9 protein-coding genes and 1 tRNA gene are annotated in these 16,273 nt (G+C 51.5%); 1 reads left to right on the forward strand and 9 read right to left on the reverse strand.

What is annotated here, in order from left to right; translation table 11 throughout:
- Positions 1-169: 169 nt before the first annotated feature.
- A complete protein-coding gene (locus EHT87_RS20860) occupies positions 170-3,190 on the forward strand; it encodes a TonB-dependent receptor (protein ID WP_124908597.1) in 3,021 nt (1,006 codons plus the stop codon).
- Positions 3,191-3,245: 55 nt separating this feature from the next.
- Here the strand turns inward: EHT87_RS20860 and EHT87_RS20865 are convergent, their stop codons facing one another.
- The 9 genes from EHT87_RS20865 to EHT87_RS20905 all read right to left on the reverse strand — a co-directional run bounded on the left by EHT87_RS20865 (position 3,246) and on the right by EHT87_RS20905 (position 16,101).
- Complete coding sequence (locus EHT87_RS20865; RefSeq protein ID WP_124908598.1) at positions 3,246-4,124, reverse strand: MerR family transcriptional regulator; 879 nt, start codon at positions 4,122-4,124, stop codon at positions 3,246-3,248.
- A 222-nt stretch (positions 4,125-4,346) separates the two neighbouring features.
- The gene (locus tag EHT87_RS20870; protein ID WP_124908599.1) at positions 4,347-4,994 is read right to left on the reverse strand and encodes a carotenoid biosynthesis protein; all 648 of its coding nucleotides are present in this window, start codon (positions 4,992-4,994) and stop codon (positions 4,347-4,349) included.
- Positions 4,995-5,076: 82 nt separating this feature from the next.
- A tRNA-His gene (locus EHT87_RS20875) sits at positions 5,077-5,152 on the reverse strand.
- A gap of 111 nt (positions 5,153-5,263) precedes the next feature.
- On the reverse strand, positions 5,264-5,872 hold the full coding sequence (locus EHT87_RS20880; protein ID WP_124908600.1) for a superoxide dismutase: 609 nt from the start codon (positions 5,870-5,872) through the stop codon (positions 5,264-5,266).
- A 65-nt stretch (positions 5,873-5,937) separates the two neighbouring features.
- Positions 5,938-6,396, reverse strand: a complete 459-nt coding sequence (locus EHT87_RS20885) for a nucleoside deaminase (RefSeq protein ID WP_229321215.1) — start codon at positions 6,394-6,396, stop codon at positions 5,938-5,940.
- Positions 6,397-6,422: 26 nt separating this feature from the next.
- Positions 6,423-11,234, reverse strand: a complete 4,812-nt coding sequence (locus tag EHT87_RS20890) for an Ig-like domain-containing protein (RefSeq protein WP_124908601.1) — start codon at positions 11,232-11,234, stop codon at positions 6,423-6,425.
- A 72-nt stretch (positions 11,235-11,306) separates the two neighbouring features.
- Positions 11,307-14,387, reverse strand: coding sequence for a serine hydrolase domain-containing protein (locus tag EHT87_RS20895; protein WP_124908602.1), 3,081 nt, complete (start codon positions 14,385-14,387; stop codon positions 11,307-11,309).
- A gap of 297 nt (positions 14,388-14,684) precedes the next feature.
- Complete coding sequence (locus EHT87_RS20900; RefSeq protein WP_124908603.1) at positions 14,685-14,912, reverse strand: hypothetical protein; 228 nt, start codon at positions 14,910-14,912, stop codon at positions 14,685-14,687.
- Positions 14,913-15,234: 322 nt separating this feature from the next.
- A complete protein-coding gene (locus tag EHT87_RS20905) occupies positions 15,235-16,101 on the reverse strand; it encodes a T9SS type A sorting domain-containing protein (RefSeq protein ID WP_185716299.1) in 867 nt (288 codons plus the stop codon).
- Between the last annotated feature and the right edge of the window lie 172 nt (positions 16,102-16,273).

Below are 16,273 nucleotides of genomic sequence, written 5' to 3' on the forward strand. Positions count from 1 at the left end.
CCTGTAAACCGGTATCGGTATTAAACGAATCCTGATGTAATTGATTGATAGTCAACAATAAAAATAAATATTTAACATTTTAGCGGCTGGTCTGCGCTTATTTTTAGCATTTATTGTAATTTTCTTCCATTCCCGCTACGAATTAACCTCTGTTTAACTGTTCCCTCTTATGGAAAAAAGAATTACTCAGCTTTTGCTATTTGTTGGAGTATGCCTTTTAACAACTTTAGGATGTTTTGCCCAAACAAAAATTACCGGAATTGTAACTGAAAGCAGAATCAAAAATCCGCTGGTCGGCGTGAGCGTCCGGGTAAAAGGAACCGTTGCCGGAACCATTACAGACGCAAAAGGCCAGTTTGCAATAACCACCACGGCCCCGGTTCCCTTGACGTTATCGATTTCATCGGTCGGCTTTCAAACCCGGGAAATCGCCGTTGACAAGCAGTCTGATCTACGAATCGAGCTGAGTGAGCAGGTTCTGCTGGGGCAGGAAGTGGTCGTGTCGGCGTCGCGGGTGGAAGAAAGTGTGATGAAATCTCCGGTTTCGGTCGAAAAGATGGATATCCGGGCGATTCAGTCGGCACCAGCGGCTACCTTTTATGATGCGTTGCTCAACCTGAAAGGGGTGGATATGAGCACCCAGAGCCTGATGTTCCGGTCGGTAAACGTTCGGGGCTTCAGTGCCAACGGCAACAGCCGCGTGGTGCAATTGGTCGATGGTATGGACAATCAGGCACCGGGTCTTAACTTTTCCGTTGGCAACATCGCCGGGATGTCGGAACTTGACGTTGAGAGTGTCGAGTTGCTGCCCGGCGCGGCATCGGCGCTGTATGGCCCGAACGCAGTCAACGGGCTGCTGCTGATGACGAGCAAGAATCCGTTTCAGTATCAGGGCCTTAGCGCGTATGCCAAAACCGGTATTATGTCGGCCAGCAATCGAAGTTCTACCACGACGCCCTTCTACGATGCGGGTTTTCGCTACGCCAAAGCGTTCAATAACCGACTGGCCTTCAAGTTGAGTGCGTCCTACATCAGTGCCACCGACTGGCAGGCCACCGACACCCGCGATCAGGGTTTTGCGAATGGTTTTACGCTGGAAAACGGCAACCGCCAGAATAATCCGGGTTACGATGGCATCAATAGTTACGGCGATGCCAGCGCCAATTTAAATGCTTTCCAGAGCACAGTAGCCCAGCTTTTGCCAGTTCCTGCGGCTCAGATTGCCCTGATTTCACCAGATCTGGCCCGAATTATTGGGGGCGTCAATCAACTTTCTGCGGCCACGAAAATACCGGCGACGCAGATTATCAACGACGTATTGTTGCCCAACGTAACGGTTTCGCGCACGGGGTATACTGAAAGCCAGCTGGTTAACTATAAAGTCAGCAGCCTGAAGCTGAATGGCGCGTTGCATTACCGCATCAACGACAATCTGGAGGCTATTCTACAGGCCAACTGGGGAACGGGCACCACCGGCTACACGGGCCAGGACCGCTTTTATATCAAGGGATTCAGCATTGGTCAGTACAAAGCCGAACTGCGCGGCTCCAACTTTTTCGTGCGCGGCTACACTACGCAGGAACGTTCGGGTGATTCGTTTTCCATCGGACTTTTGGGCCAGGGCATCAATGAAGCCTGGAAGCCCAGCCTGGACCAAAGCAACTTAGTCGGTTCATGGTTTCCGCAATACGCCTTTGCGTATGCCGGTGGCGCGTTGCAGACGTTTAGCACGGCGCTCCAGCAGGCCTTGGCTACAAACCCTGCAACGGCCTATCAGACCGCTCTCAATGCCGTTAACGCCGTGTCTGGTAATTTGCATACGGCGGCCCGCACTTCGGCTGATCAGGGGCGGTTTTTGCCGGGAACGCCGGAATTCAATCAGGCTTTAGCCACCGTAACCGGGCGTCCGCTGCCCGGCAGTTTGCCGAATCTCGGTGCGAAATTTCTGGATAAAACCAGTCTTTACCACGGTGAGTTTATGTATAATTTCACCAAGCTGATCGATCCTGAAACGCTGGAACTCATCGTCGGAGGTAGCGTCCGTCAATATGCGTTAAACTCGGGAGGGACCATTTTTGCGCTGGACGAAACCAACAAAGAATACCGGATCAATGAATATGGCGGGTATGCGCAGGCGTCGAAAACCGTGGCCGAAATTCTGAAACTGACGGGGTCAGTTCGGTACGATAAAAACCAGAATTTTAAAGGGCAATTCAGCCCGCGCTTGTCGGCGGTGTTGACACTGGCCAAGATCCACAACTTCCGGGCATCGTTTCAGCGCGGGTTCCGAATTCCGACCGCGCAGGCCCAGTACATTGACCTCAACACGCCCACTTCGCACCTGATTGGCGGGTTACCGCTGTTCCGGCAAAAGTATAATTTTACGAGCAACCCGGTGTATACCCTGGAATCCGTTCGGGCGTTTGGAGCGGCCCTGCAAGGCGGTACGGCTTTGCCCCAGGCGGCCCAATCGCTGCAGCCGTATCAGCCCAAAGAGTGGGAGCCGGAGCGGGTCGAAACGTACGAGATTGGTTATAAAGGTTTGATTAAGAACAGGTTGTTTATTGATGCGTATTATTACTACAACCGGTTTCTCAACTTCGAGGGTGCTGAGGTCGTGATTCAGGGGGCGCAACCCGCCACACTGGCAAATCCGGCGTCGTTGCAGCAACTCATCAGCGGCACCACGCGCACGGTCTACAGTTTCTACGTCAACGCGCCCGTTCAGGTCAAAAACCACGGATGGGCGGTCAGTGCCGATTATGTGTTGCCGGGCAATTTCGTCATTGGCGGTAATGTCGCGTTCAACGATCTGGCCAATCGCGGTTCGTTGCCGAGCGGTTTTGTGACGTTCTTCAATTCACCCAAATACCGCTATAATCTGTCGTTGGCAAACCGCAATATTCGCGGGAGCGGGTTTGGTTTTAACGTCGTTTTCCGGCATCAGGATTCATTCATTTGGGAGTCGAGCTTTGCCAATACGGAAGCGACGTTGCGTCAGCAAACCAAAATTCCGGCGTTTGGCTCGCTCGATGCACAGATTAACAAACGGATTCCGGGCCTTAAATCGGTCGTGAAGGTGGGAGGGACGAATGTGCTGGGCAAATTGTATACGCAGGCGTGGGGCAACCCGAGCGTCGGAGGTATGTATTATATTTCACTGACATTCGATGAGTTGATGAACCGATAGGGAAGGGGTAGTGGAATCATTTTCAACGGGCTACGCGCTGGGCATAGCCCGTTTTTTATGTACTTGCAATGCGGATCAAGTCACTGATATTATTAATAATCAATGCGTTAGAAGGTGTCTGGATATCCTGGCCCACCACCTGATAACCCGTGAATAAAAGTTGGGTATCCGGGAAACGCCCGGCTAATTTTTCCACGTAGGGCTGCACCTCATGATTGCTCGGCGAGGAGGTAATGGAGGCAAAAATATAATCCGGTTTATGCAAATTGTAGGCAAACTCCAGTTCGCTCAACGGAAGGCTCTGCCCCAGGTAAATAACCTTGTTATTGCGGGCCCGGATGATATAATTGGCAAACAGCAACCCAATTTCGTGCAACTCGCCTTCCGGCAAGAATAGGAGGTACTTTTTGGCTGTCGAGCTTTGTTTGCTCACCTGACCGTCGATGGCAACGATGATTTTCTGGCGGATCAGATTCGACATAAAATGCTCCTGCGCCGGGCCGATGGAGCCGGTCACCCAGAGCGTACCAATTCGGCTGAGAAAGGGATAAATGATATAAATCATTGTGTTTTCAAAGCCGAACTGGAGAATGTTGGTACTGATTATTTTTTCAAAACGATCTTCATCCAGGTCGATCATCGAAATGGTCAGCGCATGAATCTGGTCGGGATAATTGAGCTTGCGGTCAGAGATCGTAATTACTTCGTTGGTCATTTCGCCCAGCGACATTTTAGAAATCTCGGAGATTTTAAAACCGTGGTCTTTCAGCAGCGAAATATTGAGGACCAGTTTCAGATCCAGATCATCATACGTACGGATATTCGTGTCGGTTCGTTTGGGCGAAATGATATTATACCGTTGTTCCCAAATCCGAAGCGTGTGGGCTTTGATTCCGGAAAGTTGCTCCAGATCTTTAATAGAGTAATTACTCATGGGAATTGTACAAATTATAGTTGTTCTAAACCGCGTCTAGTAAGAAATAAGCTACGTATAAACGTTACGATGTGCAATTTAATGGAATCAGGCCGCATTAAGCTAGTTACAAGATACCAAACATCGTGACTACATTGCAACGTTTAGTGGTTAAAAATTGTAATAATCAAGTATTAAACGAGCGGTTTTTAATCAGCTATAACCCTGAAGAACTTAAATTGTTTATGATTTGGTCAGGAAGAATACCATATTGATTACGGCGAAAAACAGAAACTGGAGAATTAACAACGGCAAAGCCAGCCGATTCTGCTTTCGGAAAGGGAGTCCATACCAGATCGCCAGCAGCACCAGCGAAACAATCCACCAGCCCAGGTAATTCCGAATGGGAATTTCGGCCCCGAACCAGTTCCAGAAATCGAAATGGATAGCAACCGGCTCAATCAACACATCCAGAAATACCAGGAGCGACGCAGCCAGCATGGTTTTCAGGTAAACCGGAATCGCAAATTGGTCAAAAATGACCCCGCAGCAATACGTCAACATCAGCCAGTTGATGCCAATTACAACCGGAACGTCCCAGAGTGCCCAGCCCAGCGTTTTGCCATACTGGTAATTGCCAAATACAAAACCGGTATGAACGCCCAGCACTTCGATCAGAAAGCCGAGCAGGCTGGCGAGCAGGCAGTAGAATAGAAAAGACGGTTTCCAGTCCGGATGAAAGGCCAGCAACAGCAGCAGCGAACCCAGCAGGTTGTAGGGAACGAGACTGCGGAAAAGCGGAGCCAGCGAAGGCACCAGTAAGCCGATAGCTCCGGCGATGTGCGCCAGAATCAGGAGCGTCAGCACGGGGCGGTAAAATCGATCGGGCATGACGTGAGTAACGGCTAAATTTAGGTGGAAATCGAAATGTACAGGCGTAAAAAAGGCCCTGTCAAAAACAGGGCCACTGAAAGGGAGAAAGACGGGTCTCGAACCCGCGACCTCCAGAACCACAATCTGGCGCTCTAACCAACTGAGCTACATCCTCCGTATTGTGACGCAAAAGTAATAAAAAATGATGAATGATGAATGATGCGTGATGATTTTTTATTCTTCAATCCCTTTCATCGTTTATCATTCATCATTCATTGGTTCGTTTCCTAAACCGCCTGCTGATACCGTTCATCGGCACCTTTCCAGTCGACCAGGTTCCACCAGGCCGCAATGTAGTCCGGGCGTTTGTTCTGGTATTTCAGGTAGTAAGCGTGTTCCCACACGTCCAGGCCGAGAATGGGTGTGCCTTTTACATCAGCCACATCCATTAAAGGGTTGTCCTGATTGGGGGTTGAGGTAATGGCCAGGTCACCGCCCGAGGTAACGACCAACCACGCCCAGCCAGAACCGAACCGGGTGGTAGCGGCTTTGGCAAACTCTTCTTTGAATGCATCAAAGGAGCCGAATTTCTGCGTAATGGCTTCTGCCAGTTTACCGGTTGGCTCACCACCGCCGTTGGGCGACAGGATGCCCCAGAAAAACGTATGATTCCAATGACCTCCGCCATTGTTCCGAACTGCCACCGGATACTTGCTGACATCCGCCACCAGCTCTTCGATTGACTTGCTTTCCAATTCGGTGCCTTTCACCGCATTGTTGAGGTTGGTCACATACGCATTGTGGTGCTTGTCGTGGTGAATTTCCATCGTCTGCTGATCGATGTGGGGTTCCAGCGCATTGCTCGGATAAGGCAGGGGAGCTAATTCAAAAGCCATATTGTGATCTGTTAAGGTTAGACATACATAAAAGTTGTCAAACGCGATAACAGCGACTTTTTGATTTATGTTCGTAAGCCCCGAAAAAAGTTGCTTAGCAAGTGATGGCTTTCGCTGGCTAAAACGTCCGTAGTCAGGTTCGTTTTCGGGTGAAGCAGGGAGGGTTTTACCCTTGAATAGCCTCTTTTCGGATCAGGAGCACCGATAACGATTCGACCGATCTGCGCCCAGAATAACGCTCCGGCGCACATCACACAGGGTTCCAGGGTGACGTATAAGGTGCAATCAGTCAGGTATTTAGAACCCAGGAACTGTTCGGCGGCTGTCAGAGCCAGTAGTTCGGCATGGGCCGTTACGTCGGTTAACCGCTCGGTCTGGTTGTATCCTTTGGCAATAATCCGGTTCCGGCACACAACGACCGCACCGACCGGAATTTCGCCTTCATCAAAAGCACACTCGGCCTGCTGAAGGGCTATTGCCATAAAATAGTCGTCGTTGAACATTCGCCGGATGGTTTTGGGCATTCCGCCAGAACGGAATGCCCAAAAGATTACTGCTTCATAATTTTTCGAACCGTCGTCCGGTTGCCAATCTGAATTTGCAGATAATAATACCCGGAAGCCTGTTGGCTTAAATCCAGTTTGGTTTGCCGCTGGCGCGTTGTCAGTTGCTTGGAAATACGCCCGTTTTGATCGGTCAGCTGAAGTTTCGCCGGGTCTTTCTGCAAGGGCAAATCGATGTCGATCGTCAGGATCGTTTGGGTTGGAACCGGGAACACCTTGACGGCCGTACTGAGCGGGTCCGGTTCCAGACCGAGCACCGGAAGCACCCGGACAATGGCCGTTCCGGTTGCCGTACCCACTCCGCAGGTATTCGAAACCGAAGTTGCCTTGTAAATGGTTGACTTGAACGGCGTTACCGTAACCACGTGCGGATTGGTGCTGGTGGTTACTTTGGTCGTTTTCAGGCTGTCGGAATACTCAAACGTCCAGGGGCTATCGCCCGTCAGAGCGAAGGAAAGGGGTGTGCTTTCGTTGTCATAAATGTCTTTTGACCCCGTCAGTGTAACGGTTGGCAAGGCGCGGATATTCAGAATTGTCGGACTGCTGCTCCCGGGAACGGGAACCTGCGGATTGGTGGCCGTAACCCGCACCCGGTAAAGCCCCTGCGCCAGCGTCGTTGGAATGGGTGCCGTAATCGGGCTTTGCATGGCACCAGCGAGAATCTCGGTTTTTGTGACAAAAGCCGTGTCTGCAACGGGAGCCACTTCCACCCGGAATGAATTCCCGGACGTAAACTCTCCGGCCGTTGTGAACGGAATCTGGATTTGGGTACCGACGCAAACGGTGGTAACCGACAGCGGATTGGTTGTCACGGTCGGAATGACGGCCGTGACCGTAAACGTACCAACGGGCGTACCGGCACCACAGGAATTGGTGATGTTGGTGACGGTATAGATGGTGGTTTTTTTCGTCGGTAAAAGGTCAATCTGCTTTTGAGTCGTGGCCGACGTACCGCTGGTTCCATCCGAGAGGGTGTAGCTAAAAGGCGGAACGCTGGTGAATGTGATGGTAACCGGCACCGTTTTTCCCAGATTTACCGTCGCATTTCCTTCAATTTTAGCCGTCGGTGGGGCGTTGATAATCAGCTTGATTTCGGACTTGCGGCTTTCGCAGCTTCCGATTCTTTGGGTAACAAAGTACGAATCGCCTTCCGGTTTGGTCGAGATGTTCGTTGTCGGCGGGGTAGGAGCGGTTGCCGTTTCACCGCCGTACGGGTTGATCCATTTCAGGTTCTGGCCCGATGCCTGTAGCGGTTGAGCCGGTGCGTTCTGGCAATAAACAACCGGCGTGGTGACGGTTGGTTTGGGCGTAACGTTAACTTTGTAATTAACCGTCAGTTTATCACTTTCGCAGCCATCAACGGTTTGGGTGGTTTTATAAGTATACGTAATTTCCTGGTCGACATTCGTCGACGGTTTGGGCGCGTCACCCAGCAAGTTGTTGTTCGCATCGAACCACTTGATATTATCGCCACCGGCCTGCAGGGTTTCAACCGGAGCATCCTGGCAAACTTCTTTGCTGGGGGTAATCGTAGGGGCACCGGGAAGCGGCTTAACCCGAATCTGCGTTTTGGTTTTCGGCCCTTCGCAGGCTTTAAGCGTTTGGCTGACAAAATACACAAATGTACCCGGCGCGTCGGTAGCCTGAACCGCATTCGGTACAAGGGTAGTTGAGTCGCTGGCATACCACTTCAGGCCTTCGCCGTTAGCCTTCAATGAAACAGCGGCTTCTTTCTGGCAAACTACCGGTCTATCGATGGTTACAGAAGGAGCCTTGGGGGTCGGATTTACAGTTACTTTAATATCAGTTTTGTCACTTATACATCCATCCAGTGTCTGACTAACTGTATAGGAGTAGCTTTTGGCGTCGGTATTTGGGATGACCGGAGCGGAAGTTGATGCAGAACCATCAGAATTAAACCAGTTCAATTTGGCACCCGTTTCTGGGGATGCGATCAATTCAGGGGCTTTCGTATTTTGGCAAAATTCAAGTGTGGGGTTCGCTACTGTTGGCTTAACCGGTTTTCTTTTGATAACAACCGTTATGGTTTCTTTTGGGCTCTCGCATTCTTTAACGGTTTGAGTTGCTGAGAAAACCAGTGAACCCGAAGTCGCGGTAGAAGGAGTGGGCGTTGGAATGACAACTCCTGCGGCATCGTACCATTTAATGGCCGTACCTACTGCTTTTAACTCAACGGCGCTTTCTCCCTGGCAATAAGGATCAACAGGCGTGATAACCGGTTTAACAGGCAGCGGATTAACGGTAAAATCTAATTTTGAACGATCACTTTCACATCCATTGACGGTTTGCGTAACAAAAAAACTGGTGGTACCGGTGGTGCTGGTCGGTGGAGTTGGGGTGATTGATGAACCTGAACCTCCTGTAGCGGCTGTATACCATGTCAGTGTTGCACTCGTCGCTTTGGTAACGGTTTGGTCTAATGCCGGCGCGACCAGATTGATACAGGCCGCCACGGGTTTAGTTATCCCAGGAGCCGCCGGTTTCTCTTTGACGGTAACTGTAATTTTAACGGTGATACTTTCACAACCATCCACCCGCTGACTCACCGTATACTCGAATGTGCCGGGCGTTGAAGAACTGGGTTTGGGGGCTGTGGCTGCGTTTGAAATACCGGGACCATTCCAGACCAACGCCCCTCCGGTTGCAGCCGTAGCCGTCAATACCGGGATGTTTTCCGCCTGGCAATAAGATAAAGCCGTTTGGGCAACGGTTGGAACTGCGGGCAACGCTTTAATCGTAACCACAACCGCTGTTCTTGGTCCTTCACAACCGCCAACCGTCTGACTGACGTAATATGTTTTTATTCCGGTTGTTTTGGTATCCGGTATGATGGAAGGCGAACTCGTTCCGGCCGTTGGCACGTCATACCATTTTAAGCTTGAACCAGTGGCATTTAAGGCGGTAGCTTCTACGTTCTGACAGTAAGCCACTGCACTGGTTGCAACCGGGGCCGATGGTATGGCGTTGACGGTCACCTGAATAACCGCCTTTGGGCTTTCGCAACTGGCACCAACCGTCTGGCTGACCGAGTAGGAAGTGACGCCTGTCGATGTTGTTACCGGTGTTGGTGGCGCGGCCAGTTTACTGCCATCCAAGGCATACCATTGAAGCGTTCCTCCGCTGGCAGCAACGGCCGAAAGAGGAGCGGCCGTCGTTCCGGCGCAGTAAGTAGCGGGAGCAACGGTTGGGGCAGGTGCGGTTGGTTTGACTTCCACTGAAACTTCGGCCCGTTCACTTTCGCAATCACCCACGGTTTGACTGACGTAAAATTTAAAGGTGCCAGCTGTGCCGGTATTGGGCACATTGGAAACCAGGTCACCGCCGGTTGGTGCCGTATACCACTTCAGATTCTGGCCGGTTGCGGTCAGTGCCGCAGCGGTTTGATTCTGGCAATAGACGGGATTGGCACCCGTGGTTGGAGCCGCTGGCCTGGTCTTGATCGTTACCGTCAGGGCTGCCCGGACTCCCTCGCATCCATCGACGGTTTGACTAACGTAATACGTGGTGGTACCCGTGGCACTGGCGGGGGGCGTAGGGGCCGTGGTAGAAGCCGTGCCACCCGTTTGATTCGTTCCGTACCAATTTAAGATTCCGCCATCAGTAGCCGTTGCTGTTAAAGCTGATGCCGAAGCATTCTGACACAGGCTAAGCGGACTTACGCCGGGCGCGGGCGGTATGGGTTTAATCGTAACGGCAATCACGGCCCGGTCACTTTCGCAGCCACCGGCATTTTTCTGGCTAACGTAATAGCTGGTTGTCCCGGCGGTTGCCGTCAATGGGGTCGGAGCAGTCGCTGAGCCAACACCTCCACTAGCAGAAGTATACCAAAGCAGACTGTTACCGGCACCCGCTGTTGCCGACAAGGCGGGCACTGGCGTACCCTGACAGGCGGACAGGGGCGTTGTTACCGTCGGTGGTGCCGGTTTTGAATTAACGGTGACGACGATGCTGGTCCGCGGCCCCTCACAGGAGCCGATGGACTGACTAACGTAATAGGTGGCGGTACCAACGGCATCCGTTGGTGGAGTGGGTGCTGTGCCTGAAGCCGTTCCGCCGGTCTGATTCGTTCCGTACCAATTCAGCGTAGCCCCGGCAGACGCGGTTGCTATCAGTGCCGAAGCCGCTGTATTCTGGCAGTAAACGGGTGCCGCTCCGGTTGCCGGAGCCGCCGGAATCGCATTGACTGTAACTTTAATTTCCGCTCGCGGACTCTCACAGCCATTGATCGTTTGGCTGACGTAATAGCTGGTCGTTCCAGTTGACGCCGTGGAAAGCGTAGGGGCGGTTGGGGAAGAACTACCACCGGAGGCACTCGTGCCCCACCAGTTGAGGGTGGCTCCTGACAGGGCTGTTGCCGTCAGTACCGGAGGAGGAGTGCCCTGGCATAACGCTAGCGCTGAAGTGACCGGAGCACCCGGTATAGGTGTAATCGTTAAAGACGTTCCACTAGTGCTGCCTGTAACGTTTGGGGTGGTCGATACTACCCGAACGCGGTAGCCTGAACCACTGGCACTACCCGAAATCGTTGCGGTTATTGGGCTGGCAGCGCCGGTTCCGATGTCAACGAAAGTAGTACCGGTTGCCGGAGCGAGTTGTGCTTTAAACTGATTCCCGGCTGCGAATGTGCCTGACGTGGTGAAGGGAACTGAAATGGTTCCTCCGGTGCAAACCGCCGAAACCGACAAGGCACCCGTTGTAATCGTCTGGGCTGATGACCTCCCAAAACTCCCTAAAACCACAACCAGCAAAAGCCAATACAGACGTAATGATTTATTCATACACAACCAGATTAATAAAGAGGGAAGTTAGTCAACTTCGTATAATTCAGAATAATTGCCCAAAAATACAAATTACATCGACTGATAGATAATCTCATGAATTTGTCGACGAATTTTTTGGGTATTGATCAGGGTATTGCCCGCGCTGGGGTTGACACGATTGGACAGAAAAATGAAGACAAGATCGTAATCCGGGTCAACCCAGACTACATTACCGGTAAAGCCGGTATGACCGAAGGAACGGGGAGAAACTTGGGTGGCATGATAAACACTGTTGCCATCGACTTCCGGCTTATCCCATCCCAGAACGCGGTGACTACGGTCGCTTTGGGTCCGGACAAAAAGCGGTACGGTTCCGGGCATTAAAAACCGCTGACCTCCATAATTTCCGCGTTGCAGGTTCATCTGCAAAATTTTAGCAATATCATTAGCATCGCCAAACAGCCCGGCATGGCCCGATATACCGCCCTGCAAAGCCGCCAACTGGTCATGAACCGTACCTTGCAGCAGCGAATTCCGGAAATAGGTATCCTGCTCGGTTGGAGCAACCCGGCAACCCGGATGGCATTGGAGCGGATTGAAGGAAAGGGTCGAAATTCCCAGTGATTTGTAGAGGTTTTCGTTCAGGAAGGTATCCAGTGGCTGTCTGGCTACGCGCTCGACCAGTTTTTGCAGAATTACAAAGCTCAGATCACTGTAGAGGTAGCCGTATCGACCGTCTTCATCCATGCGGTTCGTTAGCGGTGTCCGAACGATCCATTGCCAGATCGAATCGCGCAAAGCCGGAGCGGCAAACAGGTTGGGGCCAACCTGCAACGAATACACACTATCGCGTGTAGAGCGGAAACTCGACATGCCCGGCGCTTTCGACCGTTCGATCGCCCGCGATAAACCCGCCGGCAAACCGGTTTGATGCAGCAACACATCCGTAACGGTCATGTTGCGTTTGCTGTTGTTCTGAAATTCGGGCAGGTAAAAAGCAACTTTCTGGTTCAGGTCAATGGCTCCGCGTTCGTTGAGCAGCATCACGGCCTGAAGCGTGGCCAGTACTTTCGTGAGCGAAGCCAGATCATAGAGCGTTTCATCCGTCACCCGCTCGGTGTTGTTGTATGCCAGCGTACCGAAACTCTTATCAAAAACCACTTTGCCTTTCCGCGCAACCAATACCTGGCAACCGGGGAACGCATGATCACGGATGGCTTTCTGGACCACGGTTTCGATGTGCCGCAGTTGTCCGGAACGCATGCCGACGCTTTCGGGCAGGCTGTAGGCCAGCCGCTGGTTAGGAGCGGTCACCAAACCGTTGCCCATTCGCCACTCGCCAATCGTAACCGGCATCACGCCTTTGGCCGGAACCGCCCCGAAAATAATCTGCGGCACCACGCGTTGCATTTCCTCGCCGTCTTCATACGCGCACAAAACCGCGTCGGCTTCCGTACCAATGAACGGACGAAGGGCATACGCCGATCCGAACGCGCAAACGACAACCCGAACCCCTCGTTGTTTCAACCGGCTTATCAGATTCAGTGACGCGTTGGTGACGCCATAACTCCACTTGGCTGACGGACTCATTCGGTGAAAACTGACAACCACCAGATTAGCATCGCCAACCTGACTCAGCATTTCGTCCACGTTGTGATCTCCCGACGGTTTTTCGCCATAGGTAATCTGTTTGAAAGGCGCATACCGCCCCAGCATTTTCTGGAACGCATTGCCATAATCGGTGCCAATCGAGATCGATGCCAGACGTAAGGTGTCCAGTGAGTTGACAGGCAATAAATTGTTGGTGTTTTTGACCAGGGTAACGGCTTGCTCGCAAAGCTCCTGTTTGAGTAGCTGAGCCTCCGACGAATTCAGGTCCCGGCCGAGGTTTTCGAGCTGGATCGGTTGCGGTTTATTCAGGCCCGCCCAGTATTTGGCCCGCAGAATTTTCTTTACTTTTTCGTCAATCAAGTCCTGCGAAATCTTTCCCTGTTTGACGGCCTCGGCAATGTGGTGAACAGCATCCGGAACATTTTCCGGGTATAACAACACATCATTACCGGCCATCAGCGCCCGCAGATTGATTTCTTCAGCGGGTAGTTTACCGATTCCGCCCATATTAAGAGCGTCCGTAAAGACCAATCCCCGGAATCCTAACTCTTTCTTTAACAGCTCTGTAACAATTTTTTCTGATAAAGTCGCGGCCAGCCGGGGCGTATTGTCGACAACCGGAACGTGCAGATGACCCGTAACAACGCCCATCAAACTATCCGCAATCAGTTTGCGGAACGGATACAGATCGATGTCGTTTAGCTGCGTAACGGACCGGTTAATGGTGGGAAGTGTCAGGTGGGAGTCACTGCTGGCGTCGCCGTGGCCGGGGAAATGCTTGGCGGTGGCAATGACGTGGGTGTGTTGCAACCCTTTCATGTAAGCCGACGCTTTCAGGGCTACGTTTTCTCTCGATTCGCCGAACGAGCGGTTGCCAATGACCGGATTCGAAGGATTGCTGTTGATGTCGGAAACCGGAGCAAAATTGATGTGAATACCGAGCCGTTTGCACTGGCGGCCAATTTCGGCTCCCATGCGATAGATCACCGCCGTATCATGGATGGCTCCCAGCGTCATTTGCTTCGGAAAATCCATCGTGCTGTCGAGCCGCATGCCCAGACCCCATTCGCCGTCGATTCCGATGAGCAGTGGTATATTGGCAGCTGACTGGTAGCGATTGGTCAGAACAGCCTGGCGGTAGGGGCCGCCCTGAAAGAAAATCAGTCCGCCAATGTTATAATGACGAACCAACGTTTCAATGTATTGATAATGCGCTTCGTCCCGATTGGAAAACGTCGCCACCATGAAGAATTGCCCGATCTTCTGCTCCTGAGTCATGGTTCGGAACACACTGTCTACCCAACGCGTTTGTTGCGGGGCAGAGCCCAGGACCTCAACCGGATGAGCAAACACTTTCGGTCGCCAGACTTCGGTTTTGGCCACACGCACCGGGGCTTCTTTCGAAAAAGAGGCCAGCAGATTGGTTGGCGATAAAGCATAACGCCATCCCGATCCGTGCCAAACAGGCCGGGTCAGTCCGGAACGGTCCAATCCAAAAGTTGTCAAAAAACCGGCCAACAACAGAGCCAACACTACCCGAGAGACAACTTTAGTACGCATTTTGGTTAAGAAATACAGTTACGTCAGGTTGTACAGTTTAATCCATTCAAGCGATAAAGTTAATTAAATAACGAAAAGATGCCTAATAAAAACGTATTGCCGTCCTTCTATTTATTGAGAAAATCCGGCTTTCCGGTTCCGGAAAGTTTTTCTCAATACCGGGTTTACCGGTATTGAGAGCTGATTTTGTTCGTTCTGCACCGATGATAAGCCGGCAATTCCTGTGCCACAAAAAAAGCGGTGCCACAACCCGAAGTCGTGGCACCGCTATCCTTGAGAAAGGCGCTCTACGCTGGCCTAGCTAAATTTCTTACGTAACGTAACCCACGTCTGAAGCACCGACGGAGCCGCTACCTTAACACAGTTCGTGAAGGTACGCTTGTCAGTAACCGTTGTCGTTTTGCATACCACCGGCTTATACTGCTTCGCTTTGCGGTGAGCGGAGAACAGGTTGTGCGGATGACCCATTGCCGAAGCATTCAGGCTGGCACCAATCAACAGGAAAAAGATTACTAACGTTTTCATACTCTTCACGGGCTTGTCCCTTGTTAAGTTCTTTACAAAGATATGGGTTTTATATTGTACCTTGCAATACATAGTACCTTGTTTTTCTAAAAAATTTGTGAACGGTACTATTTCTTGATAAACGGTATTGACTGGCAAACCCAACGCATCCAATTTTTACTTTGAGACGCGGATCACGATAAAAGGTAACGCAAAGGTAACCGGTCTTTTTCCGGTCTTTCAATAAAAGGAGGTGAACCGCTTAAAAAAAGGGACAAACCACCTGAAACGAAGGACGAAACCAAACCCACGTCTGACCACTAACGGGCTTCGCCAAAGGCAATCAAGGAATCACAATTCGTTTTACCGCCCCATCGTCGTTTTGAGTGACATTGACAAAGAAAACGCCCTTGGCTTTTTTGTCTACATCGATCTGTCCGGCGTAACTTCCTGAAAAATCCTTTACTTCTTTTTTTGCCACTTCCTTGCCATCCGCCGTCGTTACCCGGATGCGAACATCGCCTTTTACCGGTGCCGTAAAACGAACGTTCAACTGGTTGGTTTCCGGATTGTTGGGGTAAACCTGCAAGTTGCGGATGGTGGGCGCTTTCACATCTTCGTCCAGCGACCAGCTCCAGTTGCGGAAGGATTCCTCCATGCGCTGGCCGAAGTTTTCGGGCCAGCGGAATTCAAACCGTTTCAGCCGGTCGACCAGCGAGTCGGAATCGAAGCGGTAGCGGTTTTGCAGTTTGCCATCCTTATAATACCGGAATTCACTCGGGCCATTGGACGAATTCGGACCGGTTACGCGATTGGGCCGGCGGGCCGTGATGTCACGGTCGCTGCGGTTGGTAGTGCGGTCGGAATTGCGGTTCTGACGATACCTGAAATCGGTACTGGAATTGCCGTTTCTGGTGTCGTCAATTACAATCGTAATCTGTCCTTTCTCGTTCCCCCGTTTGGTCCGGATCGAATCGACCAGCCGGTTTACGAGTGCATCCCGCTCATCATCTTTCATCCCGTCCAGGTGATAGCTACGTTCAATTTCGCGGACTTCACCGGCGTTCGTGCGCTCAATAATTTTTACATTGACGCTGTTTTTATCAGCGTCCGTTTTCTTGTCGGATTGGGCCAGCACCGTGGCCGAACAGCCGCTGACCAGCAAAGCGGCCAGAATCAGGCGGTAGCGAATAACAGGTTGGAGACTCATTACGTTACTTGTTTTTACGGTCAGAAAACACTGCAAACCTAGGTCAAATCGAATTGTTTCGCTGTTAAAGTTTGTTAAAAGGCTAAGGGTCGTTTCGTCGGTAGCCCAGGGGTTTCGTAATTTTAGGTGGGTTAACCAATCAATAGATGAGAGGTCCGACCAAAATGTTGCA

The organism is Larkinella knui (assembly GCF_003858645.1).
GTDB lineage: Bacteria > Bacteroidota > Bacteroidia > Cytophagales > Spirosomataceae > Larkinella > Larkinella knui.

What these genes read in the sequence shown, in the direction of transcription:
- EHT87_RS20865 (WP_124908598.1), bottom strand. Translation starts at nt 4,124, where the DNA reads ATGAGTAATTACTCTATTAAAGATCTGGAGCAACTTTCCGGAATCAAA.
- EHT87_RS20905 (WP_185716299.1), bottom strand. Translation starts at nt 16,101, where the DNA reads ATGAGTCTCCAACCTGTTATTCGCTACCGCCTGATTCTGGCCGCTTTG.
- EHT87_RS20900 (WP_124908603.1), bottom strand. Translation starts at nt 14,912, where the DNA reads ATGAAAACGTTAGTAATCTTTTTCCTGTTGATTGGTGCCAGCCTGAAT.
- EHT87_RS20885 (WP_229321215.1), bottom strand. Translation starts at nt 6,396, where the DNA reads ATGCCCAAAACCATCCGGCGAATGTTCAACGACGACTATTTTATGGCA.
- EHT87_RS20895 (WP_124908602.1), bottom strand. Translation starts at nt 14,387, where the DNA reads ATGCGTACTAAAGTTGTCTCTCGGGTAGTGTTGGCTCTGTTGTTGGCC.
- EHT87_RS20870 (WP_124908599.1), bottom strand. Translation starts at nt 4,994, where the DNA reads ATGCCCGATCGATTTTACCGCCCCGTGCTGACGCTCCTGATTCTGGCG.
- EHT87_RS20890 (WP_124908601.1), bottom strand. Translation starts at nt 11,234, where the DNA reads ATGAATAAATCATTACGTCTGTATTGGCTTTTGCTGGTTGTGGTTTTA.
- EHT87_RS20880 (WP_124908600.1), bottom strand. Translation starts at nt 5,872, where the DNA reads ATGGCTTTTGAATTAGCTCCCCTGCCTTATCCGAGCAATGCGCTGGAA.
- EHT87_RS20860 (WP_124908597.1), top strand. Translation starts at nt 170, where the DNA reads ATGGAAAAAAGAATTACTCAGCTTTTGCTATTTGTTGGAGTATGCCTT.